This is a genomic window from Roseibacillus persicicus (assembly GCF_014651675.1).
Classification (GTDB): domain Bacteria; phylum Verrucomicrobiota; class Verrucomicrobiia; order Verrucomicrobiales; family Akkermansiaceae; genus Roseibacillus; species Roseibacillus persicicus.
Map to the genome: position 1 here is coordinate 298,988 of NZ_BMXI01000004.1, position 25,243 is coordinate 324,230.

General features: G+C 56.7%; 21 protein-coding genes and 1 tRNA gene. 13 read left to right on the forward strand and 9 right to left on the reverse strand.

The features are described from left to right. Positions 1-64: 64 nt before the first annotated feature. The 7 genes from hisG (at position 65) to IE099_RS06870 (ending at position 6,890) form a co-directional block, all read left to right on the forward strand. Entirely contained in the window at positions 65-940 is an 876-nt protein-coding gene (gene hisG / locus IE099_RS06840) for an ATP phosphoribosyltransferase (RefSeq protein WP_189568702.1), read from the forward strand. A 44-nt stretch (positions 941-984) separates the two neighbouring features. Next, on the forward strand, positions 985-1,089 hold the full coding sequence (locus IE099_RS21080; RefSeq protein ID WP_133796641.1) for an AURKAIP1/COX24 domain-containing protein: 105 nt from the start codon (positions 985-987) through the stop codon (positions 1,087-1,089). Positions 1,090-1,231: 142 nt separating this feature from the next. Continuing rightward, a complete protein-coding gene (locus IE099_RS06850; protein WP_189568706.1) occupies positions 1,232-2,890 on the forward strand; it encodes a metallophosphoesterase family protein in 1,659 nt (552 codons plus the stop codon). 10 nt (positions 2,891-2,900) lie between these two features. Continuing rightward, on the forward strand, positions 2,901-3,581 hold the full coding sequence (locus tag IE099_RS06855) for a KEOPS complex subunit Pcc1 (protein WP_189568709.1): 681 nt from the start codon (positions 2,901-2,903) through the stop codon (positions 3,579-3,581). 100 nt (positions 3,582-3,681) lie between these two features. After that, positions 3,682-4,407 carry a DUF3307 domain-containing protein gene (locus tag IE099_RS06860; RefSeq protein WP_229809424.1) on the forward strand — a complete coding sequence of 242 codons (726 nt, stop codon included), beginning with the start codon at positions 3,682-3,684 and terminating at the stop codon, positions 4,405-4,407. Positions 4,408-4,469: 62 nt separating this feature from the next. After that, positions 4,470-5,447, forward strand: a complete 978-nt coding sequence (locus tag IE099_RS06865; protein ID WP_189568715.1) for a KpsF/GutQ family sugar-phosphate isomerase — start codon at positions 4,470-4,472, stop codon at positions 5,445-5,447. A gap of 63 nt (positions 5,448-5,510) precedes the next feature. Further along, complete coding sequence (locus IE099_RS06870; RefSeq protein WP_189568718.1) at positions 5,511-6,890, forward strand: hypothetical protein; 1,380 nt, start codon at positions 5,511-5,513, stop codon at positions 6,888-6,890. A gap of 46 nt (positions 6,891-6,936) precedes the next feature. Here IE099_RS06870 and IE099_RS06875 read toward each other — a convergent pair whose 3' ends face one another. The 4 genes from IE099_RS06875 to IE099_RS06890 all read right to left on the reverse strand — a co-directional run bounded on the left by IE099_RS06875 (position 6,937) and on the right by IE099_RS06890 (position 11,038). Further along, positions 6,937-7,275, reverse strand: coding sequence for a hypothetical protein (locus IE099_RS06875; protein ID WP_189568720.1), 339 nt, complete (start codon positions 7,273-7,275; stop codon positions 6,937-6,939). Positions 7,276-7,373: 98 nt separating this feature from the next. Then, positions 7,374-8,888, reverse strand: coding sequence for a glutamine-hydrolyzing GMP synthase (gene guaA, locus IE099_RS06880; RefSeq protein WP_189568789.1), 1,515 nt, complete (start codon positions 8,886-8,888; stop codon positions 7,374-7,376). Positions 8,889-8,917: 29 nt separating this feature from the next. After that, entirely contained in the window at positions 8,918-10,375 is a 1,458-nt protein-coding gene (gene guaB, locus IE099_RS06885; RefSeq protein WP_189568723.1) for an IMP dehydrogenase, read from the reverse strand. A gap of 69 nt (positions 10,376-10,444) precedes the next feature. Further along, a complete protein-coding gene (locus tag IE099_RS06890; RefSeq protein WP_189568726.1) occupies positions 10,445-11,038 on the reverse strand; it encodes an HAD family hydrolase in 594 nt (197 codons plus the stop codon). Positions 11,039-11,376: 338 nt separating this feature from the next. Here IE099_RS06890 and purB point away from each other — a divergent pair, with 338 nt between their 5' ends. Together purB and IE099_RS06900 are read left to right on the forward strand one after the other, a co-directional pair. Beyond that, the gene (gene purB / locus IE099_RS06895) at positions 11,377-12,795 is read left to right on the forward strand and encodes an adenylosuccinate lyase (RefSeq protein ID WP_189568729.1); all 1,419 of its coding nucleotides are present in this window, start codon (positions 11,377-11,379) and stop codon (positions 12,793-12,795) included. A 51-nt stretch (positions 12,796-12,846) separates the two neighbouring features. Continuing rightward, positions 12,847-13,605 carry a VIT1/CCC1 transporter family protein gene (locus IE099_RS06900; protein WP_189568732.1) on the forward strand — a complete coding sequence of 253 codons (759 nt, stop codon included), beginning with the start codon at positions 12,847-12,849 and terminating at the stop codon, positions 13,603-13,605. A 40-nt stretch (positions 13,606-13,645) separates the two neighbouring features. On the opposite strand, the gene purU is transcribed toward IE099_RS06900, so the two are convergent. Both purU and IE099_RS06910 read right to left on the reverse strand, forming a co-directional pair. Next, entirely contained in the window at positions 13,646-14,503 is an 858-nt protein-coding gene (gene purU / locus IE099_RS06905) for a formyltetrahydrofolate deformylase (protein ID WP_189568735.1), read from the reverse strand. Positions 14,504-14,575: 72 nt separating this feature from the next. After that, positions 14,576-16,258: an ABC transporter permease gene (locus tag IE099_RS06910; protein WP_229809426.1), complete on the reverse strand. Its 1,683-nt coding sequence runs from the start codon at positions 16,256-16,258 to the stop codon at positions 14,576-14,578. A 73-nt stretch (positions 16,259-16,331) separates the two neighbouring features. Here IE099_RS06910 and IE099_RS06915 point away from each other — a divergent pair, with 73 nt between their 5' ends. Further along, complete coding sequence (locus IE099_RS06915) at positions 16,332-17,270, forward strand: endonuclease/exonuclease/phosphatase family protein (protein ID WP_189568738.1); 939 nt, start codon at positions 16,332-16,334, stop codon at positions 17,268-17,270. A 256-nt stretch (positions 17,271-17,526) separates the two neighbouring features. On the opposite strand, the gene IE099_RS06920 is transcribed toward IE099_RS06915, so the two are convergent. The 3 genes from IE099_RS06920 to IE099_RS06930 all read right to left on the reverse strand — a co-directional run bounded on the left by IE099_RS06920 (position 17,527) and on the right by IE099_RS06930 (position 21,078). Continuing rightward, positions 17,527-18,279: a PEP-CTERM sorting domain-containing protein gene (locus IE099_RS06920; RefSeq protein ID WP_189568740.1), complete on the reverse strand. Its 753-nt coding sequence runs from the start codon at positions 18,277-18,279 to the stop codon at positions 17,527-17,529. Positions 18,280-18,463: 184 nt separating this feature from the next. Beyond that, positions 18,464-19,084 (reverse strand): response regulator, encoded by a 621-nt coding sequence (locus IE099_RS06925; RefSeq protein ID WP_189568742.1) that lies wholly within the window; start codon positions 19,082-19,084, stop codon positions 18,464-18,466. A gap of 8 nt (positions 19,085-19,092) precedes the next feature. Next, positions 19,093-21,078: a sensor histidine kinase gene (locus IE099_RS06930; RefSeq protein ID WP_189568744.1), complete on the reverse strand. Its 1,986-nt coding sequence runs from the start codon at positions 21,076-21,078 to the stop codon at positions 19,093-19,095. A 438-nt stretch (positions 21,079-21,516) separates the two neighbouring features. Between IE099_RS06930 and IE099_RS06935 the strand changes: the two genes are divergently transcribed. The 3 genes from IE099_RS06935 to IE099_RS06945 all read left to right on the forward strand — a co-directional run bounded on the left by IE099_RS06935 (position 21,517) and on the right by IE099_RS06945 (position 25,034). Then, positions 21,517-23,853 (forward strand): sulfatase family protein, encoded by a 2,337-nt coding sequence (locus IE099_RS06935; protein WP_189568747.1) that lies wholly within the window; start codon positions 21,517-21,519, stop codon positions 23,851-23,853. 3 nt (positions 23,854-23,856) lie between these two features. Next, positions 23,857-24,807, forward strand: a complete 951-nt coding sequence (locus IE099_RS06940) for a class I SAM-dependent rRNA methyltransferase (RefSeq protein WP_189568750.1) — start codon at positions 23,857-23,859, stop codon at positions 24,805-24,807. A gap of 141 nt (positions 24,808-24,948) precedes the next feature. After that, positions 24,949-25,034 (forward strand) — tRNA-Tyr (locus IE099_RS06945). Positions 25,035-25,243: the final 209 nt, after the last annotated feature.

A 25,243-nucleotide genomic window follows, 5' to 3' on the forward strand; every position in this document is an offset into this window, starting at 1 on the left:
TCTTCTTTCGGTGTCGGTTAGTTCTTGCTTAATCAGCCTCGGGTGATAACAACCCCGCCCCGCCGTGAGTCAGCAATTGAAAATCGCCCTCCCCAAAGGCTCCCTCCAGGAACCGACCCTCTCGCTCTTTGAGAAGGCCGGCTACAATATTTATTCTTCCGACCGGGGCCTTCGCCCTTCTTCCGATGACTCTGATCTCGATATCTATATGATTCGGGCGCAGGAAATCGGACGCTACATTGACCAGGGTTTTGTCGATTGCGGCATCACCGGTTACGACTGGGTCTATGAGAACAAAGTCGACTTGGAGGACTTGGCCGAACTACCTTATTCCCGTGCTTCCACCCGCCCGACCCGATGGGTGCTGGTCGTCCCGGAGAACTCTGAGATCCAGACCGTGCAAGACCTCGAAGGCAAGCGCATTGCCACCGAGGGAGTCGGAATCACCGAACGCTATCTAGCTGAAAAGGGAGTTTCCGCAAAACTGGAATTCTCCTGGGGTGCGACCGAGGTGAAGGTGCCCGACTTGGTGGATGCCATCGTGGACGTCACCGAGACCGGCTCCTCTCTCCGTGCCAACAAGCTGCGTATCGTTGATGAGCTACTGCAATCTTTCCCCCATTTTTACGCCAATCCCAACGCTTATCGCGATGATTGGAAAAAAGAAAAAATGGATCGTATCGTCATGATGCTCAAGGGGGCGCTGGAAGCCCGCGACAAGGTTGGCCTCAAGCTCAATCTCCCGAAGAGCGCGCTCGAACCCGTCTTGGAAATCCTTCCTTCCCTTCGTCGACCCACCGTCTCGCCATTGGCGGATGGGGACTGGGTCGCGGTCGAAACCGTGATTTGCGAGTCGATCGCCCGTCAAATTATCCCTGACTTGAAAGTTTTGGGAGCAGAGGGTATTATTGAATTCCCCCTGAACAAAATTGTCCCCTGAATCACTCTTAAGAAAGTAAGAACCCCAACCTAAGAAAACACCTTATGGGCTCATTAAAGAAACGCCGGAAAACAAAAATCAATAAGCATAAGCGGAAGAAGCGTATGCGCGCGAACCGCCACAAAAAGCGCCTTCGCTACAAGTCCTAGGCTCCAAGCCGACCGACTCCGTCCTGATGCACGGAACCTTTCAAGACGCCCGAGGGCGTCTTTTTTTGTGGCTTCGACCTTCATGCCCGAGAAAATGGTTTTTTCTGGTGTGAGGCAGGCTTTTACAGACGTTATCTTGTGTATGCTAATTCCCAGAACTCTTTTTTACCTCGCGGCTACCACCAGCCTGTTGGCGGCTGATGAATTCGGCGAACCTCCCGTGAAGGCTCCCTTCCAACAAGGTGAAGATTCTTTTGCGACCGATGATTGGTGGAACGAGAAGCCTACCAACATTATCGACCTACGGGTTGATCGCGACCAGACGGTGGCCTTTGGCATCTACACGACCAGCAATGGGATTCTCAAGCTGACGGCCCAACTCTATCCCCTCTACCCGAAAGAAACGCGCACGGTGCGTCTGGAAATCGATGATGACGGCAAGTGGGTGGAGATCGGCCGCCAGGATATTAACGACATCGGCTGGTCGACCTCATTTCGCATTGCGGACTGGGATATGACCAAGGATGTGAAGTATCGTCTGCTTCATGGGGAAAAAGCCTCGTTCGAGGGATTGATTCGCAAGGATCCCATTGGCAAAAAGGAAATCGTCCTCGCCGCCCTGTCGTGCAATTCCAATCGCGACCGTGGCTTGCGCGAGGAATACACTCGCAGCATCAATGCCCAGGACCCCGACCTGATTTTTTTTGCCGGGGATCAATCTTATGACCATCGTCAACACACCGCAGCGTGGTTAAAGTTCGGCCTCGCTTTCAAAGAGCTTTTCCGTAGCCGTCCCTGCGTCACCATTCCCGACGATCACGACATTGGACAGGGCAACCTATGGGGAGAGAATGGAAAGAAATCGAATACCAAGGTCGGCCACGATGGCGGTTACATCTATCACCCCGAGTATGTCAAAATGGTGGAGCGCCAACAGTGTGGTCACCTGCCCGATCCCTACGACCCCACTCCCGTCGAGCAAGGCATCGGGGTCTATTACACCAACCTGATTCTCGGTGGAGTCGACTTCGCGATCCTGGAAGACCGGAAATTCAAGACCGGTCCCATGGGACGCCACCCCATGAAAGGGCCTCGTCCGGATCATATTCGTGACGAGAACTATGATCCCCAGGTTGTGGACGTGCCAGGTCTCAAACTGCTCGGTGACCGTCAGCTCTACTTCCTGGAAGACTGGTCCGACGACACCGAGGGCGTCGCGATGAAGGCTGTCCTTTCTCAAACAGGATTCTGTGGTGGGGCCCACTTGCATGGATCCAAGGACAACCGCCTGCACGCCGATATGGATTCCAATGGCTGGCCGCAAACGGGGCGTAACGAAGCGCTGAAATTGATTCAAAAGGCCAATGCCGTCCACATCGCGGGCGACCAACATCTGGCCACTCTGATCCAGCATGGAATCAACGAACACGGGGACGGTCCATGGGCTTTCGTCGTTCCGGCCATCGTGAACACCTACTACGGTCGTTGGTGGTGGCCGGAGGATGAGAAGGCGGGCCCCAACGCACCGGAAGGGTCAACCCTCCCTTGGGTCGGCGACTACAAGGACGGCTTTGATAATAAGATCACGATGCACGCCTATGCGAATCCCACGAATGATCGTTCGATGCTTCGCGAAGGCGGTAATCCCGATCCGAATGGCTGGGGCGATGGCTGGGGGCTCATTCGGTTTGATAAGTCAGCTCAAGATGTCACTTTCGAGTGCTGGCCACGTTTTGCCGATGTCACCAAGCCCGACGCCAAGCAGTATGAGGGCTGGCCAAAGACCATCTCCTTGGACTAAATAGGCCTCGATGGCCGAAAAATCCTTCCTCGCGGTTCTCACTGGCGACTTGATCAAGTCGTCGTCTTTATCTCCTGACGAACTCGATCAAGTTCGCGAGCTGGTGCTGGCCTCGGTGCGAGAGCTCGACTCGTGGGCTCCGTCCGACTCGCCTGTTATCGTGGGATCGGCGGAATTCTTCCGTGGAGACAGTTGGCAGGCGGCCTTGGTCCAGCCTCAGTTTGGTCTGCGAGCCGCTCTCTATCTGCGCGCCAAACTGATTCACCAGGGGCTCTCCGATAGTCGGGTCGCCATCGGTTTGGGCTCGGTTGATTCCATAGAGACCACGCGAATCTCTTTATCCAGCGGCGAGAGCTTTCAGCTTTCCGGCCACGCCTTGGACAATCTCTCCAAACAGATCGACCTTACCATCGCCATCGCGGTGGAAAGAGAAGCAATTCTCAGCGAGTGGCTCCCTGTGGTAGCCCAACTCTGCGACGGCTATTTGTCCCGCTGGACTCAACGCCAGGCCGAAGTCATGACCCTTCTCCTCCATCCCGACAAGCCAACCCATCAGGAGATCGCCAATCAGTTGTCCGTCACTCGCCAGACCGTAACCGCCACCGTCGAAAGCGCTCAAGGAAGCGCCCTCGAGGTTGCTGTGGAGACGTTCGAAAATTCTCTCACCAAGCTCATCGAGGCCCGCCCCTAAGCAACCATATTCGTTTGCTTTCCCAATTGCAGCCATATTCATTTGCCTTTTCGATTGCAACCCCGCCCGCTTGCCTCTCACCTTAGACCATTCTGACTTCATGCTCGTCACCTTCATTCTCCTCCTGACCGGACACCTCCTCGGAGACTTCGTTTGCCAGACCAATTCCATGGTCGCGAACAAAAAGAAGCCTCTGATTCTCGTGCTTCATGTGGCCGTGGTCACCCTCGTCACCGGCTTGATTCTGGGCGTCTTTCATCCCCTCGTGCTTGCTATTGTCTTTGCCACCCACCTCCTTCTGGATGCGCTCAAGACCTATCGTTTTCCCGATAATCTGCGCAGCTTCCTCATCGATCAAGGCCTCCACCTTCTCGTCATCTTCGTGATCGCGCTGAAGATGCCAGAATTCGTGGGCGACTCCTTCTGGCTGGATACCGGGGACCTCGATCTCGGGCTTTTTTATCTAAAAGCCATGATCACCTTGTCCGCCTTTATCCTCCTCGTGCCAGCGGGCGGCACCCTCATCTCCAAGGCAACCCAACGCTTCTCCACAGAGATCGGCGACTCCCTCGACGGGCTCAAGGACGGCGGAAAAATCATCGGATATCTGGAGCGCTCGCTAGTCTTCCTTTTCATTCTCGTCGGTCACCCTGGTGGAATCGGATTTCTCGTCGCAGCCAAGTCCATCCTCCGCTTCGGAGACATCAAGGATCCCGGCCAACGCAAAGTCACCGAATACATCATCATCGGCACCTTTCTCAGCTTTGGCTGGGCCCTGCTCGTCAGCGTTCTCGCGCAAAAGGCTTTTGAATACTTCAGCTCCTAAGCGTGCAGAAAAAGACCCAGCCACCCTTTGCCAGTCCTTTCACTTCCCCTTAAACTAACGGCGTGAGCGACCACCTTTCCATTGCCCGCCAAGTCATTCGACTGGAGGCGGAAGCCCTGCAAGCCTTCGAAGCTCGCCTGGATGAGACCTTTGCCAGCGCAATTGAAGGCCTGCTCACCGTTCTCAATAGTAGGAAAAAGATCGTCCTCGTCGGGATTGGCAAATCAGGAAACATCGCCCACAAGATCGCCGCAACCCTGACCTCGACAGGCTCTCCCGCCGTCGTGCTCCATTCCCAGAACGCCCTCCATGGAGACCTTGGCCTCCTGGCGGAGGGTGACGCTGTGATCGCGTTGTCCTATTCGGGCGAAACCAGCGAGTTACTCGACCTGCTTCCCTATCTCAAACGCCGCTCGGCTTGTCTGGTCGCCCTCACGGGAAAACGTCGCTCCACCCTCGCGACCCACGCCGATCATATCATCGACACCTCGGTCCCAAGGGAAGCCTGTCCGCTGGAGCTGGCCCCCACCTCTTCATCCACGACCATGCTGGTAGCTGGCGATGCCGTCGCGATGGCTCTGATGAGCGCGCGTGGCTTCACGGCGGAAGACTTTGCCCAATTCCACCCCGGCGGTTCCCTCGGTCGCGCCCTGCTGACGACGGTTGGCGAAATCATGCGGACTGGCGACCGTCTCGCCATCGTTACTCCTGATCATACCGTCTTCGAGACTCTCAACGCCATGACGCGCGCCAAGTCCGGGGCCGCCATCGTCCTCAACGCCGACCGCTCACTGGGCGGCATCTTCACCCACGGCGACTTTGCCCGCTCCTTTCAGAACCAACCCGACGTCGGCTCCCGCACGGTCTCCACCCTGATGACTCCCCAGCCCATTAGCATTTCCGCCAAAGCCCTCGCCGCCGAAGCCGTCCGCCTCGTCGCTGAGCGCAATATCGACGACCTCATCGTCCTCGATCCTGATTCGCAAGAGGTCCTCGGACTCGTCGACTCGCAGGACTTGGCGAGCTTGAAGCTCACCTGATCACGCTCGAAGCGGGCTCATTTCATCCTTCGACTTTTCCCCAGAACACGCTAGTTTTTGTCCATGGCTGGCGAAAATCCGGAATCCAATTGGCTGCGTATGGCAAAGACAACCGCGCGGCGCTTCAACTGGGCTTGGTTCTTGGACAAGCTTTCTCTCCCACTCCTCATCGCGGGATTGCTTGGCGCCTGCCTCATCATGTTGGCGCGGCGGGAATGGACCATTTTCCCGTGGGCCCCTTCCCTAGCCATTGCGGCCGGGGTGCTCGCCAGCGTGGCCCTCATTGCCTGGTTGGTTGCCCGCCGCCACTTCACTACTCAAGACACCGCCCTGGTGAGATTGGAAGCCGCGATGAAGCTTAACAATTCCCTCACTGCGGCACGCCACGGAATCGCCCCTTGGCCCAAAGCCGTCACCGAAAGCTCGGACGGCACTTCATGGAACTGGCCCCGCCTTCTCGTGCCCCCCTTGGCCACCTTGTTCCTTCTCTCACTCGCTTTTCTACTACCCATCTCAGCAAAGAACGACCCCAACGCGGCCCCTCCCGAGGAGCCCGCCAACCGTCAATCCCTGCAGGCCAGTATCGACGAACTGCGCAAGGATGAGGTCATTGACGAAGAGTATCTCGACGAGATCGAAGAGAAGGTCAAAGAGCTCCGCGAGCAGCCCAAGGAAGAATGGTTCGACCACTCTGCCCTCGAAGCCACCGACAGCCTGAAGGAGGCCCACGAGCAACAACTGAAAGAGCTGGAGCGCGATGTCCGCAAGGCCGAACGAGCCCTCAATGCTTTGCAAAATCACAGCCAGGGAATGACCCCGGAAACCCGCGAGCGACTCCTCGACGAATTCGACCAATCTCTGGAAAAGATGAACAACGGAGCCATGAAGCCGAACAAAGAGCTGCTCAAACAACTCGGCGACATCGACCCCAACCAGCTCGGCAACCTCACCCCCGAACAACTGGATCAACTGCGTCAGAACATGCGCGAACAAGCCCAGAAGATGCAAGGAGCAGGCGGCCAACCCCAGCCCGGTGAAGGTGAAGGCGAAGGTGACGAATGGCTCGACGAACTCATGCAAGAAGGCGGTCAACCCGGTCAGGGCCAAGGGAACGAACCAGGTCAAAATGGCCCCGGCCAGAACGGTCCCGGCCAAGGAGGAATCAACCGGGGACCCGGAACCGCCCCGGGAGTGCTCGGACAGGAAGGTGAAGAACTCGGAATCGGAGGATTGGAAGGACTCGAATCCCGTGACCTCTCCAACACTCTCCCCGGAGATTTGTTAGAATTGCAAGACGGTGAGCACAATGTCGACAAAAGCAAAGTCGGCGTGCGCGAAGGAGGTGCGGTGGAAGACCTCGGTGAAGGCGGCGAGCTAATCTGGAAAATCGCGCCCGACCTTCACCCGAACGAGAAAAAAGCCTTACGCGAGTTTTTCAAATAAGCTCCACCCGGAACCTCCTCACAAGGTCGCTGCGACTGAACAAACCTCAGTCTTCCTGCGGAGCTGAAGTCCGGCTGGCTTTGAGCTCCTCGTTGGGATCGACAAATTCGGAATCGTAGCCTTTGGCGTAGTTGAAAAGATGCTTCCAGCCGTACTCGAAGTAGGCCTCCTTCTCCTCTTTGCTCAAGCCATGCCAGATCGTAACATTGAAGGCCCGTGTGACCTTCATCATCATCTTTAACGTCAAACGACGCCCCTTGCGAGCCCGCTGGACTTGCTTGTGGGTCAATTGCTCGGTGGAAATTTCCACCAGCTCATGATTGGTCAGACCCCAGTCGGTCATCAGTTTGTCAAGCGGCTGGGGGCCGAGGTCCATTTCTTCCATAGAGGGAAAAGGTTAAACGCTTTTTGCAAAAGGAAAAGAACGGAGCGCGGGTAGAATGAGATTCATACCAGCCCCCTTTCCGTCCTTCACCCGCTCATTTACTCCCATTCGATACTCGCCGGCGGCTTGGTGGAGACGTCGTAAAGCACCCGGTTGACACCGGGCACATCGTTGAGAATGCGGTGACTGGTCTCGCGGAGAATCTCGTAAGGCAGTTCGACCCAATCGGCGGTCATGGCATCTTCGCTAATTACAGCGCGCAGACCTACCGCCCACTCGTAGCTCCGTTCGTCGCCTTTCACTCCCACTGTCTTGACTGGGATGAGGCAAGCATAGGCCTGCCACACCTTATCATACCAACCATGCTCGCGCAGCTTGCCAATGAAGATGTCATCGGCGTCCTGAATGATACGGACCCGCTCCCGATCGACTACTCCCGGACACCGCACGGCCAAGCCGGGTCCAGGGAAAGGATGACGATTTACAATATCGGGCTGGATGCCCAAAGAAATGCCCAGCTCGCGCACTTCATCCTTAAAAAGCTCGGCCAGAGGCTCCAACACTTTGCCCTGTCTCTGAAGCTCCAAAATCCGATCCACCCTATTGTGGTGAGTCTTGATTTTGGAAGCTTTGGAGCCTTCGTTCGAGGCACTTTCGATGACATCCGGATAGAGGGTTCCTTGAGCTAACAACTCGGCGTTCCCAACCGCTTCCCAGAAGACGTCGATGAACAGGTTGCCGATGATCTCGCGTTTCTTCTCAGGCTCGGCCACCCCTTCAAGTCTTTCGAAAAAGAGTTCACTGGCATCGATGGTCTCGATGGGCACTCCCATGCGCTCGAAGTTCTTGCGAACCTCCACCCCTTCATCTTTCCGCATCAAACCATGGTCCACGAAGATGGCGCGCATGTTGATACCGGCCTCGTTCAGAAGAACCGCCAACACCGTACTATCAACCCCGCCACTGACCCCACAAACGACCTGCTTGTCGCCAACCCGCTCCCGGATCTCGGCAAGCAAGTCCCGCTTCATGTCTTCGATACGAAACTCGGTGAGACCTTTCGCGAGGTGAAGGAAGTTCCGCAGCACTTGGGTGCCCTCGTGACTATGGGTGACCTCGGGGTGAAACTGAATACCGTAAAAACGATCTCCCCAGCCCAGACTGACTGGAGTTCCGTGCTGATTCTCGGCCAAGACCTTGGTTTCTCCGGAGAGATTCTTCACCGTATCGGAGTGACTCATCCAGATCTGTGAACGCTCGGATAGATTGGCAAACAGTCCTGTCTTTTCTGTCGGAATAAGCTGGGCCGGACCATACTCCCGACGATCACTCGGCTCGACCGTTCCTCCGAACTTCAGATTCAACAACTGCATCCCATAACAAACTCCCAGCACGGGAACGCCAAAGTTGTCGAGTGTTGCGAAATCGATATCGGGAGCATCGGCATCAGCGGTGCTCTTTGGCCCCCCCGACAGAATGATCGCTCCGGGTTCACCCAGCCGGGAAAGGTCCTCGGGCCGGTAGAGCTTGGCGAAATAGCCCAACTCGCGGACGCGACGGACAATGAGCTGAGTATACTGCGAGCCGAAATCCAGCACCGCGACGTGGTTCACTTCTTCCATAAAAAATCTGTTTGTTAGAACTAGCCGCCCAGAGGCTGATAATTGGTTGGTTCCTCTGTGATGGTGACATCGTGTGCGTGACTTTCACGCAATCCGCCCGGGGTGATGCGAACGAACTCCGCGAACTCGCGCAGTTCAGCCAAGCTATTGGCTCCCACATAACCCATTCCCGATCGCAGCCCTCCCATCAGTTGGAAAAGAACATCAGCCAAAGGCCCCTTGTAGGCCACCCGACCTTCGACCCCCTCCGCAACCAGCTTGCCACTGCTGTTCTGGCTATAGCGATCGCTCGCTCCCTTTTTCATCGCCCCCAGAGATCCCATCCCGCGATAGGTCTTAAAGCGACGACCTTGATAGTGAACCGTCTTGCCCGGACTCTCACGAGTTCCTGCCAACAGAGATCCCAGCATCACCAGGTCCGCGCCAGCGGCCAATGCTTTGACCACATCTCCGGAGTAACGGATTCCTCCATCGGCAATCACGCGCACCCCCGCCTCGCGGGCCACATCGGCCACATTGCGGATGGCGGTGAACTGCGGCATCCCCACCCCCGCAATCACGCGGGTGGTGCAGATTGAACCCGGGCCGACTCCGACCTTGATCGCGCTGGCCCCAGCCGAAATCAAATCACGGGCTCCTGCCTCAGTCACTACGTTGCCCGCAATCACAGGAAGCTCGCCCAGCGAGCGCAGCTCGCTAATCACATGCATCACACGGTCGGTATGACCGGTAGCAGCATCGATGAAAAGAGCGTCCGCCCCGGCTTCCATAAGCGCCTTTCCACGGTCCAAAAAGTCTGGACCCACCCCCACAGCCGCCCCACAGCGGAGACGTCCGTCCGGATCCTTGGCCGCACTGGTATAGGTGATCCGCTTTTCAATATCAGCCCCGGTAATGAGACCTACTAGTTTTCCAGTAGCATCGACGAGGGGCAGCTTTTCAATGCGATTTTCGTAAAGAATCCGGCGGGCATCCTCCATTCCGGTATCCGGTCCACCCGTTATCAGACGATCAACAGGGGTCATCACTTCCGCGACCTTCTCGGTATCACCGTCAAAGTAACGCAAGTCCCTGCCAGTGACCATTCCTTCCAGAATTCCCTCGCTGCTCACCACCGGAAAGCCAGAGAAACCACGCTCCTCGACCAAGTCCCGGACCTGGCCGACACTCATCTCCTTGGTTACGATTTCAGGGCGGTGGATCACCGCGTTCTCCGAGCGCTTGACGCGGGAGACCATCACGACCTGCTCGTCGATGGAGCAAGCCCGGTGAATCACCCCGATCCCACCTTCGCGGGCCAGTGCGATGGCAAGTTCGGACTCTGATACCGTATCCATCGCTGCCGAAACGACAGGTGAAGTGAGTTCGATATCAGCGGTTAGGGTACTACTTAAACTCACCGCATTGGGAAGCACACTGCTTCGCTGCGGGACTAAAAGGACGTCGTCAAAAGAAAGGCCTAGAATGGGCTCTGCCATGGGCGAATGAAGGGAACTGGGCGACGATGATCAAGCCCGAAGTGCAACTAAGATGGCATCGCCCGCCTATCACACCAAATGCATGGGCGCGGGAACGGCCACAACCTGCATTCCGGCCAATTGAGCAGCCATAATGCCGGGAGCAGCATCCTCGAACGCGACGCATTTCGTAGGCTCGATACCGATGCGCTCGGCAGCCTGAAGGAAGACTTCGGGGTCCGGCTTGCCGTTGGTCACATCATCAGCAGTCACCACCTCATCAAAGAGGTCGGAAAGCCCGAGAACCTGCAGAGTCTTTTCCGCAACCAAGCGGGAACCACCTGTGGCAATCGCCATCGGCACCTTGCCGCGCCAAGTCTTGGCATACTCGACGACTTCTTCATTGAGCGTCACTTGGTCGAGCCGCTCGAGAAAAGCCTTCTTCTTGGCGAAGGCAACAGTGTCCGGATCCAACTTCAGGCCGTATTCCTCATTCAGCTGAACCACGATGTCCTTGGTGGGACGTCCGCCCATGGCGTAGAAAACGTCCTCGCCAAAAACCCCATCCGCTCCGACTTGGGACAAAGCCTCACACCAAGCCTCGAAGTGAGCTGGCATTGAGTCAACCAAGGTTCCATCCAAATCAAATACCAATCCTTCAAAGCCGTCTGTGGGAAAATCCATAGCTGAGACGCAAGTGCCGAAAAGAATGCGATACTTCAAGCTGATATTCGCAGATTTGTGAAACAAGTTCGCCACGCCACCCGAATTGAGAGCAATTTCGGCCCCAGAATCGTTTGTCCTCAAGGTTTTGCGGAAACTTGGCGGGGAAACCTCGCCCAGCAAAATTCTCTACTCAGATTCATTACTTTTTCCAGGGAAAAGGAAATACCCATAGATTCCCACCCCTGACAGTCTCTCCAATTTCTCCCCTCCCCGGCCCGTCATTCAAAGTCCTTCGCCAAAAAACCTCTCCCCAAAAGCTTTCCCTCCTGAAAATCCTTGTCCAGACTCCCGCGCACATGATTCCGAACGTCCTCGCTGAACGCTACGCTTCTCCCGCCCTGAAAGATATCTGGTCTCCCGAAGGCCGCATTTTGCTCGAACGCGAGCTTTGGCTTGCCGTCGCCCGCGCCCAGAAAGACCTCGGTCTCGACATTCCCGACGAAGCCCTCGAGGCCTACGAGGCGGTTAAAAATCAAATCAACCTCGAATCCATCGATGCCCGCGAGCGCATCACCCGTCACGATGTGAAGGCCCGCATCGAAGAGTTCAATGACCTCGCCGGCCACGAACAACTTCACAAGGGCATGACCTCGCGCGATCTGACCGAAAATGTGGAGCAGCTCCAAGTCTATCGCTCCCTCCTTCTGATGCGCGACAAAACCGTCGCTGCCTTGGCCCGCCTCGCGAAACTCGCGACTGAGACCGGCGACCTCGTCATCACCGGCCGCACCCACAACGTCGCCGCGCAAAGCACCACTTTTGGGAAACGATTGGCGATGTTCGGGGAGGAACTCATCGATGCCCTCGGCCGCTTCGAGCATCTCATTGCCAGCTATTGCGTGCGTGGGCTCAAGGGCGCGGTCGGCACCCAGCTCGACCAGCTCTCGCTCTTTGATGGTGATTCCGCCAAAGTGGCCCAACTGGAAAAGAGCCTCGCCAGCCACCTCGGCATTCCCGATGTCTGGGAAAACGTGGGCCAAGTCTACCCACGCTCACTTGATTTCGCCGTGGTCTCCTCTCTGGTCGAACTCGGGAGTGGTCCTTCCTCCTTTGCCAAAACCCTCCGTCTCATGGCAGGTCACGAAACCGCCTCGGAAGGCTTTGCCCCCGGCCAAACCGGCTCCTCAGCGATGCCCCACAAGATGAATTCGCGTTCCTGCGAGCGCATCAACGGTTTCCATGCCATTTTGAAAGGCCACCTCGCGATGGCTTCTTCCCTGGCCGGCGATCAGTGGAACGAGGGAGACGTCTCTTGCTCCGTGGTGCGGCGCGTGATGTTACCCGATGCCTTCTTTGCCTCCGACGGATTGTTCGAAACCTTGCTCACTGTTCTCGATCAGATGGACACCTATCCCGCCGTGATCGAGAAAGAGAATCTCCACTACCTCCCCTTCCTCCTCACAACCACCATCATGATGGCGGCAGTGAAGGCAGGAGTCGGCCGCGAGACCGCACACCATGTCATCAAGGAGCACGCCCTCGCCACCGTTGCGGACCTGCGTGGGGGAAGCTTGACCAAAAACGATCTCCTCGAGCGCCTTGCTGCCGATGACCGTCTGCCTCTCGACTTGCCCGCTTTGGAGAGCCTCCTCGATGCGAACAAGACCAACACCGGCAATGCTCCCGCGCAGATTGAAAGCTTCGTTAAAACCGTGGCCGAAGTTGTCGCCAAGCATCCCGATGCCGCCAGCTACACCCCCGGCGACATTCTCTAGTTTTTATTTCTGATCATCTCTCCGTCTCTACCGAACAGCTCCCCCAACCGTTTGTCCCATCACTCCGATCACGAAGCCGAGCACACTCCCGAAGCCATTCGGGATCGGATCTCGCAAGGCTCCAGCCAAGACTTCCTCAAAGACTCCATTTACGGAGCAATTGATGGAGCGGTGACCACCTTCGCGGTGGTCTCCTCGGTAGCGGGGGCTGGTCTCCCCTCGGGCATCGTCATCATTATGGGTGCAGCCAACTTGTTGGCTGACGGATTCTCCATGGCATCCGGAAACTTCCTCGGCACCCGGGCGGAAAACCAGGCTGCGGCACGGGCCAAGAGAGAGGAAGAGCACGAGATCGATTTTCATCCCGAAGGGGAACGCGAGGAAGTCCGCCAAATCTTCGCCGCAAAAGGCTTCGAGGGCGAGACTTTGGAAAAGGTGGTCGAGGTGATCACTGCGGACAAAGAGCGTTGGCTGGAAACGATGCTGTTAGAGGAACACGGTATCACCCCCGATCGCCCTGCCGCGTGGAAGGCGGCCTTGGCTACCTTCTTTGCCTTTCTGATCATTGGCGTCATCCCTCTACTCGCCTACTTCGTGGACTTCGCGTCGCCCGGAGCCATCGGCAACCCCTTCCTCCCAGCCTGCATTCTCACCGCAATTTCCTTCGCGGTGGTTGGAGCGCTTAAGGCCCGGGTAGTGGGACAAAGAACCTTCTCCGGCCTCGTGGAGACCCTCGCCATCGGAGCCTTTGCCTCCGGTCTAGCCTACGCCATCGGCTATCTCCTCCGCCCTCTCGCAGAAAATCTCTAGACCGCAAAGGAGAAGGCCGGAATCTGCCCAAATCTCTCCGTTAGTCCCCAAAGACAATCGCGCGGCGACCGTGAATAATCGTCCGGTCCTGTACGTGATAGCGGATCCCTTTAGCCAAGGCCGAACGCTCGCAGTCGCGTCCCAGACGAACCATGTCGTGCGCGGAATGGGTGTGCTGAACCCGCGCCACTTCCTGCTCAATAATCGGGCCTGCATCCAGATCGCCAGTGACATAGTGACAAGTCGCCCCAATCAACTTCACCCCACGCTCGAAAGCCTTGCGATAAGGGTTCGCGCCGATGAAGGCCGGCAGAAAACTGTGATGAATATTAATGATGCGCCCCTCATAAGTCTCGCACATCCACTGCGGCACGATTTGCATAAAGCGCGCCAAGACCACCAACTCAACGTCCTGCTTCTGCAACAACTGCTCGATCTCCCGAAAGCCCGCTTCCTTGTCTTCGCTCATCTCAATGTGATGAAAAGGCAATCCCTCGCGCTCCGCCACCTCCCGACAATCCTCGCGATTCCCGATCACCGAGGTCACCTCAATCGGCATCTCGCCAAGACGCGTGCGCCAGAGAATTTCGTTGAGACAATGGTCGGTCTTGGTCACAAGAACCGCAGTCCGCATCTTGTAGGGGAGACGTCGAAAGTGCCACTTGCCACCCACCGCTTTCCCCATCACCGAGAATCCCGTGACAAAGTCCTCAACCCCCACAGTCATCCCGGAGGTGTCGATTTCCAAACGGGCAAAAAAGCGTCCGCCCTCTTTGTCGGTGAACTGATTGAACTCCACCAGATTGCCCTCGTACTGCGCGACATAGCCCGCAATCTTCGCAACCAGACCGGGTTGGTCGGGACAATCAATCTTGAGAATCAAACCTTCTTGCAACATGAGTGGCAGAGTCTTGCGGGTTCGACGCGCCCTGCCAATCCCTTTGTGAGGCGGACAGCCAGAGCTTTTTTCCTAGAGCTTGAACAGCCCGCCCTTTTTCCCGCCCAGCAACACCGCGCCCACAATTGAGATTCCGAGGAAAACCATCGCCCACACTCCCAGCGCCGCCGCCAGTTCGTGCCCGTTCCCCAGCGTTCCCAACAGGGCATAGATCGCCTTGGTGATGGGGAAATGCTCCCGTTGCTGCGCCAAAATCAGCGAATCACTGACCTCCAGCATGGCAAAGGCAAAGGCCAGAATCGCCCCCGCCACCACATTGGCCCCGATCAGTGGCAGACTGATTCGCTTCAGGGTCCGGATCGGTCCCGCGCCCAGACTGCGCGCGGCTTCCTCCAGCTGAATATTACTTTGCTCCAGCCCAGCCACCGCCGCGCGAACCACATACGGCAAGCGTCGCACGGCATAAGCAATCACTAACAGGATGATAGGATTGCCCAGGTCTCCGACCAGAAAATGAAACGCCCGCCCCTCCTGCGAGAGCGCGAGATAGCCAAAGGCCAGCACCAGTCCCGGCACTGCCAGCGGCAGCATCACCAGCGCATCCAGCACCCCACGGCCCTTGATATTTGACCGCACTACCACCCAGGCGATGGCCACCCCCAGAATAATATCCACCAAGGTCGCGAGCCCCGCATAGACCAGACTATTCTGAATGGAAGGGACCACCAGAGGGTGCCCAAGCGCCTCCTCATAGTTGTCCAGAGTGAAGCGCTCGGGCAGAACGGTGGCGTACCAATCCCCTGCCAAGGACGAGAAGATGACTCCAAGATGAGGGATAGAGGCAATCAGAAAAACAAAGACAAAGAGCGCCGAACAGGCCCACCCCTTCCAGCCCGCGAGCGGCTTCTCCGAGCTCCGGCCCTTGGGTCGAGGCGCTTTGCCAAGATTGGATTTCCCCAGCAGCTTTTTGGAAATCAGGAAGACCGTCGAGGAGACCAACAACATCACCGCCACCAGCGCATAGGGAAAGGGATTGTTCCCAAGGTCCTTGATCCCGTCAAAAACCTGCACCGGCGCGACCCGCGTGTAGTCAAAGACCAAGGGCACCCCCAGCTCGGTGAAGGACCAGATGAAGACAATCGCGCCTCCGGCAAAAATCCCCGGGGTGCACAGCGGCAGCGTAATACGCCAGAGCCGTTTCCAAGGCCCCGCGCCCAAATTCTCCGCAGCCTCTTCCATCGCCGGATCGAGATGCGACAACGCCGCCGCCACGTTCATGTAAAGAATGGGATAAAGGTGCAGCGCGTTCATGATCACGATGCCGAGAAAGCGCGATTCGCCCAACCAGTCATAGGGGGCCTGCGCGCTCATGATGCCGAGGTCGATTAGAAAGGCATTCAACGAGCCCTGCACTCCCAGGATCTGCTTGACCCCCACCGCGCCCACGAAGGGAGGCAACACCAGCGGAATCAAAACCAAGGCACCCAGGATACTTTTTCCCGGGAAAAGATAGCGATGCGAAACCAATGCCAGCGGAAAGGCCAGTGCCAGACTGGCCAGCGTGCTACAGATGCCCAAGGCGAAGGCGTTCCAAAGCCCTTCGAGGTAGAGCGGGTTCGAGAAAATTTCTCCCACAAAAGTAAAGGTCAGCCCCGTTTCCTCTGTCCAGAAGGCCTCGCCCAAGACCATTACCGCCGGATAAATGAAGAAGACGCTGAAAAACGCCACCACCAGCGCGGTCAAAACTCTTGCCACTGTTTGATTCACGCTCAGTGTTCTGGCCAAAAAGCGCCCTCCTGCCAATCAAAACCACCCCTCCTCTCCCCTGATGACGACTTTCCTCCGATTTGTTCTCCGCAGCGCCGTCCTTCTTGCCATCCTCCTCAGCCTCGCCCTGTTCGCCGGTCACTGGCACTGGTTGCCCGAGCTCCTCACCCATTTCCGCCTCCCCACCGCCGTCGGGTTCGCCGTCCTCACCGCCCTCCTCTTCGTCGCCAAGCTTCCCAAAAGCGGAGCGATCGTCGCGGTGCTGTTAGTGATTCAGTGCATCCCCCTCAGCCTCCACTACCTGCCTTTTACCAAGGACAATCGCCCTACTACTGGACCGGAGCTCAAGCTCATGACCTTCAACGTCCTCACCAGCAACAACCGCTATGCCGACGTCGAAGCTCTCATCCGCCAGCACGATCCCGACTTCCTTCTCTTGCAGGAAACCAGCAGCGAGTGGATCCAAGCTCTCTCTTCTCTCCGTGCCGAATACCCTTACCAAATCGAGCATCCCCGTAGCGACAACTTCGGCATCCTGCTCTACTCCAAATACCCCTTCACCAGCTCCGAAGTCGACACTAGCAAAGAGTTCGCCACCCCTCTCGTTCTCGCGAGCGTTCAATTTCAGGGAAAAAGCCTCAACCTCATCAACACCCACACCCTCCCGCCCATGAGCGCCGGGACCTCACGCTCCAATCAAGCCACTTTGGAGAAAATTGCAGAAGAAGCGCGCAATCGCGATGCCCCCCTCATCGTCGCCGGCGACTTCAACTGCAGCGCCTACGCCCCTTCCTTTAGAAAGGTCGGCCCCGAACTCCGCGACTCCTCCCGTGGCCGAGGCTACGCCGCCACCCATCGTCGCTATCACCCCCTCCTCGGCATCCCCATTGACCAGGTTCTCTACACCGACGAGCTCGTCTGCACCTCCCGCCAAATCGGCCCCCGCACCGGCTCCGACCACAGCCCCATCATCACCACCTTCCGATTCGCCGCCGAGTGATATTCAGGACCTTGCCCTTTCACGGATATTCTCCATTGAAGGAATCACCCAACTCAACGGGCCTCAACGCCGCCGACCATGGAGCTCTCTTTCTTCGCTTAAAGAAAACTTCAAAGTCGGGGCGCGGGCCCATTGAATAATGGGTACTCGATGGGAGTAAGAGACAGACCCTAAACAATCCTATTTTCCTTTCGAAAAAGGAAGTCCGCCTTCCGAGAGTCCCCTCTCAAACCTCACCCCATCATCGCCCTTCGCCCTATCGGCGCCGGTGCATGAAGCCCAGTCCGCCGAGCAAGCAAAGAAGAAGAGAAGAAGGCTCCGGGATAGCATCGTAGCTCAGCGAAATGGCGTCCACCATCCCCTGACCAGCGCCCGCCAACTTGTTGTTCATGGTCGCAACCAGAAACACCTCGGTCGCACCGGAACCGGTGTAATTGGCTGTCCCATTATAGTCGATGTAGGAACCTGTCGGGTCCTGGAAAACGGTCGAAACAAGGTCGAGCTGTGTATTCTCAGTATCGTTGAAACGGAGGCGAAGATTGTAGGCAACTTGATTAGTGCCTGCATCGCCCACAATTCGATTCCCGAAAGCAGCACTGAAATTGAAGGCATCCCCGGCAGCAAAAGTTCCGGTAAAAGTCTGAGAGGTGATTGCAACAATCGCGTTGTCGTTGACCACTACCGACTGGAGTCCGTCATAGGAGGCTGTTGAATCACTATGGTTGACCCCCCAAAAGCCCCCATCTGGTGAAGAGATATTCCAACCGGGGATCTCAATCGTGCCGCCTGAAGTCCTGGCATAACGTTGCCCACCAGAACCTCCTGTGCCCGTGGTCGTTCCTCCGGTCGAATTCCCCGGATCAGTGATGGCATCATCGAAGGAGCCATTGTTAGTGGAACTGTCGATCAGGGTCACTGTCGCAGCCGTTGAACCCGCAGTGAGAAATGCAGTAGTGGAAGCTAGCACAAGGCTATTCTTGAAAGGCGAGGAGTGGTTTTTCTTCTTCATGTGTATCGCTGGTTTCCCCGAACAAATTGATTTTTGTCGGAAAGACTCCCTTTAGGAATTCTCTCAAGAAAATAGGGTCTGGGGCTCTCGGTTCGCATCATCCATTTGGATGAATTCTCGCCCGATTTTTTGCGAAAACAGCGGTAGCACTCTGAAAATGAGCCTATTCAAGAGCGCATTGTTCCTATTCGACGAGACGAATCAATCCCCGCCGAGCCGCTTTGACCACGGCGTTGGTCCGGTCATTGGCATCGACCTTTGCCAGAATGTGGGAGACATGGGATTTTACCGTCGGTTCGGAGACCCCGAGTTCCTTGGCTATCCCCTTGTTATCGAGTCCACGCGCGAGCAGCCTCAGGATTTCGTGCTCCCTTTTGGTGAGCTCTTCGCGGCGTTCTCGCGTTCTGATCTTTTTCAAGATTTCAGCAGGAAAAAACTGACGTCCTGCCGCAACCTCTTTGATGCCGTGATAGATCTCCTTCAGTCGTCTGGTCTTGGGAATATATCCCATCGCGCCCGCGAGAACGGACCTCCAAACGTCTTCCTCCCACTCGAAACTCGAGAACATGATCACCTTGGCGGCGGAATCCAACTTCAGGATTTCTTCGGTGATCTGATCGCCATCGAGCCCCGGCATCCTGTAATCCAGTAGAACGACATCGGGTCGGGCTTCCTGATAAAGCTCAAGCGTTCGGGGCCCGGAAGATGCCGCCCCAACCAACTCAAAATCCGGATGAGCGCGAAAGCCTTCAGCCAACCCGCGCAGGATCATCTCGTGGTCATCAGCGATTAGGATTCGGATCATTTCAGTCATTATACGGTCTCCAGCTGTTGGTTTGAGGCCGAAACTTTTAAAGAAATACGCGTTCCTTTGTTTCTCGATGAATCCAACTGCAGCTCAGCCCCAATCAATTCAGCCCGCTCGCACATGCCAATCAAGCCGAAGTGCCCTTCGGTCTCGACTGTTCGGGGATCGAATCCACGCCCATCATCGCTGAGGGTGGTGACAAGCTGCTCGTCCTGATAGTCAAAGATGAGCCTGATGCTATTTGCCTGACTGTGATTGATGGCATTCACGAAGGCTTCGTGGAGAATCCTGAGGATATGCCGGACGGTAAAGGAGTCGTAGGGCTTGGGTTGGCCGATGGTTTCAACCTCGAATTTCACCTCCGCAACCCGAGCCCTCTCCCTCATCGAATCTTCGACAAAGATGGCCAGGGATCCGCGAGTAGTGGCCGCACCACGAAGCTGGGAGATCGCCTCCCGCGTCTCCTGCTGGCACTCGACGATGAGCTGATGGATGCGTTCGAGGTTCTCTTCGCTCTTCTCACGGGATTGCGTCTCGAACTGGAGCTGGGCATTCTCAACCTGCATCGAGATTCCGGTCAAATTCTGCTGCAAAGTATCGTGGAGTTCGCGAGCGAAATGCTGCCGCTCCTTGTGGGCGGCTTCCTTCTCGATCTGCTCACTGATGATGGCGGTTTGACTGGCGACCCGGCGACGCAGGCTCAGCCCCCAGGCGACAGCAAGGAGACAAGCAGCTGAAAACAAACCCAAGGCGACGAGCAACCTCCCGGCAGACCACCAGGGAGCCGCCTGAAGCACAATGAGGTCGTCAATATTGCGCGCCTTGATCTGGAACCGATCGGTCACGCTTGCCACGGTGGGGTTCGGTTCATCGCTTTTCAGTTCGCAGATGCCTGTGATCTCGAGTTCGCATCCTGCCGCAATCTCGCGCCCAAGGTTCGCAGGTCCGCTCAGATAGAGCTCGAAGGGTTCTCCATCTGCCAGACAATGGATGATCGTCAGCTTGTCACTCGCCGCCACGCTCAGAACCTTTGCCGAAAGACGAACCAGGTCATTTTGAAGTCCTGCAGTGTAGACGTCATTTTCCAAGGGAAATGGTCGAGGCAAGACCTCGGCTCTGCGATCGGTTGGAGTCAACGAATAGGCCAACAGGTCCGGTCCAAATGCCCCGGGTAGAGAGTAACCTTCCACCCGCACCTCTGCTCCAAGCTCGAGCGAGCGGGACTTCGGGAGACGGACCCGCAGACATCCCTCATCCCCCCTTAGATAGACCGTCTTCCCGTCGCTGTGCGTGACGATTCCCTCTGCGGCCACCGGCTCTTCATCGAAAGCATCTTTCTGCAGAATCTGCCCAATGGGAATGACCTCACCAGGAGGCGACTCGATGAGCTCAATGTCTCGCATGGACGGCAGCTGAAAGTATCGCATCGTCATTTGCCGTTCCTGATTGCTACGGGTGGCGACGATTGCGGACACCTTCACCCGGTGATGCATCAGGCCCTCGAGAATTTTCTGAGTCTCAGGTGACTTGATGACCCGGATGATCAAAGCCCTCGAGTGCCACCAGACCTTGATGAAGAGATAGGGGCGTTCCGAAAAATCGGAAACCTCCATCAAGGTCCCGGAAAACCAAACCCACTCGCAGTCTTGATCGGACTGAAAGAGCCGAGTTCGGTCGAGCTCATCCGGAACGAGGGGGGCCTCTTGTTTGAGAAGCTGAACCTTCTTCGCGATGATGTGCGGAGTGAATCCCCCCGGAACGGTAGCTCCTTGAATACGAACCACACTCCCAGGACGAACTTCAGCGGGGACCTGATCTTTGTTGTTGAAATGAATATAGATTCCGTTCTCCCCATCATGAATGAATCCCCCGCTCCGGAGATATCCAATCAAAGTGATCTTAGCCTCCAGCTCGACCGCAAGCTTCTGACCCGCATCTTCCGCAGAAAGCTCTCGAATCTCGGCAATCGAGCGAAGCGGTTCCCCTGCCACGCAGTCACTCCCCCAGCAAACAAGCCAGAAGCCAAGGCTCCAAAGCGCGAACAAAGAGGGTAAGGAATGATTGAATCTGGACACCACGGCAGGAAAGTTCAACGAGGAGAAAGGCTAAAGCAGCAACGGCGGCTTGGAGAAGAACTACTTTCGAGACCAAGTTCTGCCCAAAACAAAATGGAAACACCCCAGCGCGTCAGACTTTCCGGTCTGCGTCGCCCGCAGCCACCACCATTCAGCGATCGCTCTGCGTTCTATCTTCTACCGGCGCTCCCTCATCTGGGTCCACACTGCGAGAGTCTTCTAAGACAGCTACTGAGTTCCATTCCTAGCGATCGCCCGGCGGCAATTTCAGATTTCGCTCTTTCTACATGTCGTTTTTCAACACATCGTCAAGAAACGATAAATTTCGATTCTCCCTATCCCCGTTCACCTCATATGATTCGAACCTTCACGATCCTGCTGCCGCTCCTCTTCTCCCTTTCCTCCGGGTACGGCCAAGTGGTCGCCTCTACCGACTTTACCAATCGGACTGTAGCCGGAAAGGTCGCGAGCAATTTGACCTGGACCCTCGATGGAGTGGCTGACCCGGGCGATTTGACTTGGACGCCGACGACGCCGCAAAACTCGTCCAGCTCCACTGCGGTGCTCTTCGACACGAATGATGCAGCCCACCACTTCGCCCCCCAGCGCAATATCGACAACCAAGGAGCCTGGAGCGTCAGCATTCCTCTAGTGCCTACGGTGCCGGAAATCGAAATCAATGAAGTCGCTCTCGGGTGGCAACACTTCAACAACTCGGGCAACTTCCAAACCGCTGATCGCTCGGCTGACTGGACCGCAACCGTTGAGGGGTCTGCCGCGGGGCTCGTAGCCAGCACGACGGCCACCGGAGTGAGCGGGCTCGCGGGCAACACGGTCTTGCGCTTTCCCTCAACTCTGATCCTCGACGACTCGCAGACCTACACCCTCACCATTCATGTCGTCGGCACCAACTTCCCAGCGGTCGGAAACAATACCGCCTTGACTAGAATTTCCATCGGAAAGACCGAAACCGACACGCGCCCTAACATTCTGTTTCTGATGGCCGACGACCAACGGTTCGATACTCTGGGTTGTTATGGTCACCCGGTGGTGAAGACCCCGGTCATCGACTCCCTGGCGGAACGAGGGGTGCGCTTTGCCAATGCCTTTGTGACCACGCCCATCTGCGCCGCCAGCCGGGCCTCGGTTCTAACAGGCGTGACCGAACGGACACACGGCTACACCTTCGGACAGCCCAGTGTCCCGGCGCAATTGGACGCTCTCACCTATCCCAAACTTTTGAGACAGGCCGGCTATCGTACTGGATTCATTGGTAAATATGGGGTCAGCTTCGCCACCTCCGCCGCCAACCACTTCGACTCCGTTCAGCAAGTCGCAGGCTACGCCACCAGCACTCCCTACTTCATCCAACAACCCGATGGCACCTACCGTCATTCCACCGACGTCTGTGCGGACAAGGCCATCGAGTTTATCGAAGAACAGAGCTCCGGACAGCCCTTTTGTCTCTCCATTAGCTTCAACGCTCCTCATGCCAGAGACGGTGCCACCGTTGCGGAGGAGTCCTACCCTTGGCCCTCTTCGGCCGATGGACTTTATCTAACAGAAGAGTTGCCCGACCAAGGATTGAACGAAAGCTGGTTCGCCAACCAGCCCGCGTTCGTCCGCAACTCCATCAGCCGAAACCGGTTCAACTGGCGCTGGAACACCCCGGAGAAGTTCGACTCCCACATGCGGGCCCATCTGCGGATGATTACCGGCATCGATACCGCCATCGGCAACATTCTCACCACCCTCGAGAATGAGGGACTCGCCGACAACACCATCGTGGTCTACACCGCCGACAATGGATTGTTTCTTGGCGCCCGGGGCTTTGCTGGCAAGTGGAACCACTACGAGCAGTCCCTCCGCGTTCCCCTTGTCATCTGTGATCCCCGTCTACCCGAAAACCGACAAGGCCGGGTCGAGCCTGCCATTGCTCTGAACATCGACTTCGCCCCCACCTTTCTCGAATGGGCGGAGCAAGCTCCATCCGATCATTGCCAGGGAATCTCGCTGGCTCCTATTGTGGAAGGACGCAGCGCCATCACCCGCGCCGACTTCTTTTGCGAGCATCACATGGACAACGCCAGCATTCCGAAGTGGCGGGGAGTGCGCGACCAACGCTATGTCTACGCCGACTACTACGAGGAAGGCTATGAATACCTTCACGACATTCAGGCCGATCCCGGGCAATGGGTCAATCTGGCCCTTGATGTGAACTATCAGGAGGTGCTGCAGCAAATGCGGAACCGGAGTGCCACCTACCAAGCGGTTCTACAAACCCGGGCTTCAGTCGCCAACAACGAGGTGCTGGTTCTCGACTCCGAGCCAGATGGGCTCCTCGACTTTTGGGAACTCAACACCTTCGGCAATCTAAATCAGAACAGCCACGACGACCCCGATGGTGATGGCTTCGATAATCGAAGCGAGTCCCTTGCCGGCACCGCCCCGAACGACGCGACATCACGCCCCATCTTCACCATCCATCCCAACCTGCAACTCACCTACGCCCCCTATACACCAGGGCGTACTCTCGAACTGCAACACAGCGTCAACCTTGCCTCGGACGGATGGACGAACCTTTCTTCCCCCGCCAACTACGATGGGACAGCCGTCACCTTTGCCCCCTCAGGAGAAAGTGAGCCCGCACAATTCTTCCGCATTCAAATCAGCGATTCGCTCGCACCGTAACGAATGAAAAATACCCTTCCCCGTCCCGCTCCTTTCCCTCAAAATCCCCCCTTGTCCTCTCTGCTTCGAACAGCCCTAAAGCACCGCGCCCCCCTCCTAACGGCCCAAACCAATGCCCTCCGCCTCATCGACGGGGAGGGTGACGGTTTCCCCGATCTCTTTCTTGAAACCTACGCCGACCGCTGGCTCCTCTCCACCCGTCACGATTGGCTGCTCAACCCCAGCCTGCGGCACGAATTGAGCGAAACCGGCAAACCCGTCTACTGGAAGCACCTCGACCAAAACCAGAAGACCTCGCCCCATCATCTAACAGGACCCGAGGTTACCGAGCCTTTCCCTATTTTGGAGAACGACATCCGTTACCGTATCGACTTTTCCGCCGGCTACTCGCAGGGCATCTTTCTCGACCAACGCGACAACCGCCAGCGCGTGCGCGACCTCGCCCAACCCGGCCAGACCGTGCTGAACACCTTCGCCTACACCGGAGCTTTCTCTGTCTGTGCCGCGATGGGTGGAGCGACCACCACCACCCTCGACCTCTCGCAACCCTACCTCGACTGGGCCAAGGAGAACTTTCGACTCAACGAGCTCGACCCCGCAGAGCACTACTTTTGCAAAGGCGACACCTTCCATTGGCTCAAACGCTTCTCCAAACAAGGCCGCCAATTCAACGGCATCATCCTCGACCCGCCCACCTTCTCCCGCGACAAGCAGGGCAACGTCTTTAGCGTCGAAAAAGACTACGGCGACCTCTTCGCCCTCGCCTTAAGCTGCCTCGCCCCCGGCGGCTGGATTCTCAGCTCAACCAACTGCCGTAAACTCGACGAAGAAGCCTTCCGCCGCCAACTCACCCGTCATCAACCCCGCGGCACCACCCTCGAATCCGCTCCCATGCCCCCCGATTTCAACGGCGAGCCCTACCTCAAAGCCCTCTGGCTACTTCCCCGAAGCTGATTCGTATCCCGCGAAATCCCCATGGATAAAGGGAAAGAAAAGGAAGACAGAAAAACTCGCACTTTTTTGCCAGATTTCCCTTGTAAAAACTTGGTCCCAGAACTATCTCGCTCCCCCGCGCATTGCGCACCCTCTTCAACCGGGTAGGTGGCCGAGTGGTTAAAGGCGGCAGACTGTAAATCTGCTCACGTAAGTGTACGCTGGTTCGAATCCAGCCCTGCCCACCATCTCTCTTTTAGAGAGTTATGGATTTTCGGGTCTACACCAAAGTTGGGTGGGTCTACACCAAAGGGGTCTACACCAAAGTTTGGGGACGAGACGTTTTTTTTGGGTCTACACCAAAGTTTGGGGACGAGACGTTTTTTTGAGGTTTCAGGGGTTGTTTAACCGCACTGGGCGATGACTCGAAGTCGGTAATTGTTGAAGTTTTTGAAGC

Coding starts and splice junctions, on each gene's coding strand:
- IE099_RS06860 (WP_229809424.1), top strand. CDS start 3,682: ATGCTCGTCACCTTCATTCTCCTCCTGACCGGACACCTCCTCGGAGAC.
- IE099_RS06935 (WP_189568747.1), top strand. CDS start 21,517: ATGATTCGAACCTTCACGATCCTGCTGCCGCTCCTCTTCTCCCTTTCC.
- purU (WP_189568735.1), bottom strand. CDS start 14,503: ATGTTGCAAGAAGGTTTGATTCTCAAGATTGATTGTCCCGACCAACCC.
- IE099_RS06870 (WP_189568718.1), top strand. CDS start 5,511: ATGGCTGGCGAAAATCCGGAATCCAATTGGCTGCGTATGGCAAAGACA.
- purB (WP_189568729.1), top strand. CDS start 11,377: ATGATTCCGAACGTCCTCGCTGAACGCTACGCTTCTCCCGCCCTGAAA.
- IE099_RS06855 (WP_189568709.1), top strand. CDS start 2,901: ATGGCCGAAAAATCCTTCCTCGCGGTTCTCACTGGCGACTTGATCAAG.
- IE099_RS06850 (WP_189568706.1), top strand. CDS start 1,232: ATGCTAATTCCCAGAACTCTTTTTTACCTCGCGGCTACCACCAGCCTG.
- IE099_RS21080 (WP_133796641.1), top strand. CDS start 985: ATGGGCTCATTAAAGAAACGCCGGAAAACAAAAATCAATAAGCATAAG.
- IE099_RS06875 (WP_189568720.1), bottom strand. CDS start 7,275: ATGGAAGAAATGGACCTCGGCCCCCAGCCGCTTGACAAACTGATGACC.
- IE099_RS06940 (WP_189568750.1), top strand. CDS start 23,857: ATGAAAAATACCCTTCCCCGTCCCGCTCCTTTCCCTCAAAATCCCCCC.
- IE099_RS06920 (WP_189568740.1), bottom strand. CDS start 18,279: ATGAAGAAGAAAAACCACTCCTCGCCTTTCAAGAATAGCCTTGTGCTA.
- IE099_RS06925 (WP_189568742.1), bottom strand. CDS start 19,084: ATGATCCGAATCCTAATCGCTGATGACCACGAGATGATCCTGCGCGGG.
- IE099_RS06890 (WP_189568726.1), bottom strand. CDS start 11,038: ATGGATTTTCCCACAGACGGCTTTGAAGGATTGGTATTTGATTTGGAT.
- guaB (WP_189568723.1), bottom strand. CDS start 10,375: ATGGCAGAGCCCATTCTAGGCCTTTCTTTTGACGACGTCCTTTTAGTC.
- IE099_RS06915 (WP_189568738.1), top strand. CDS start 16,332: ATGACGACTTTCCTCCGATTTGTTCTCCGCAGCGCCGTCCTTCTTGCC.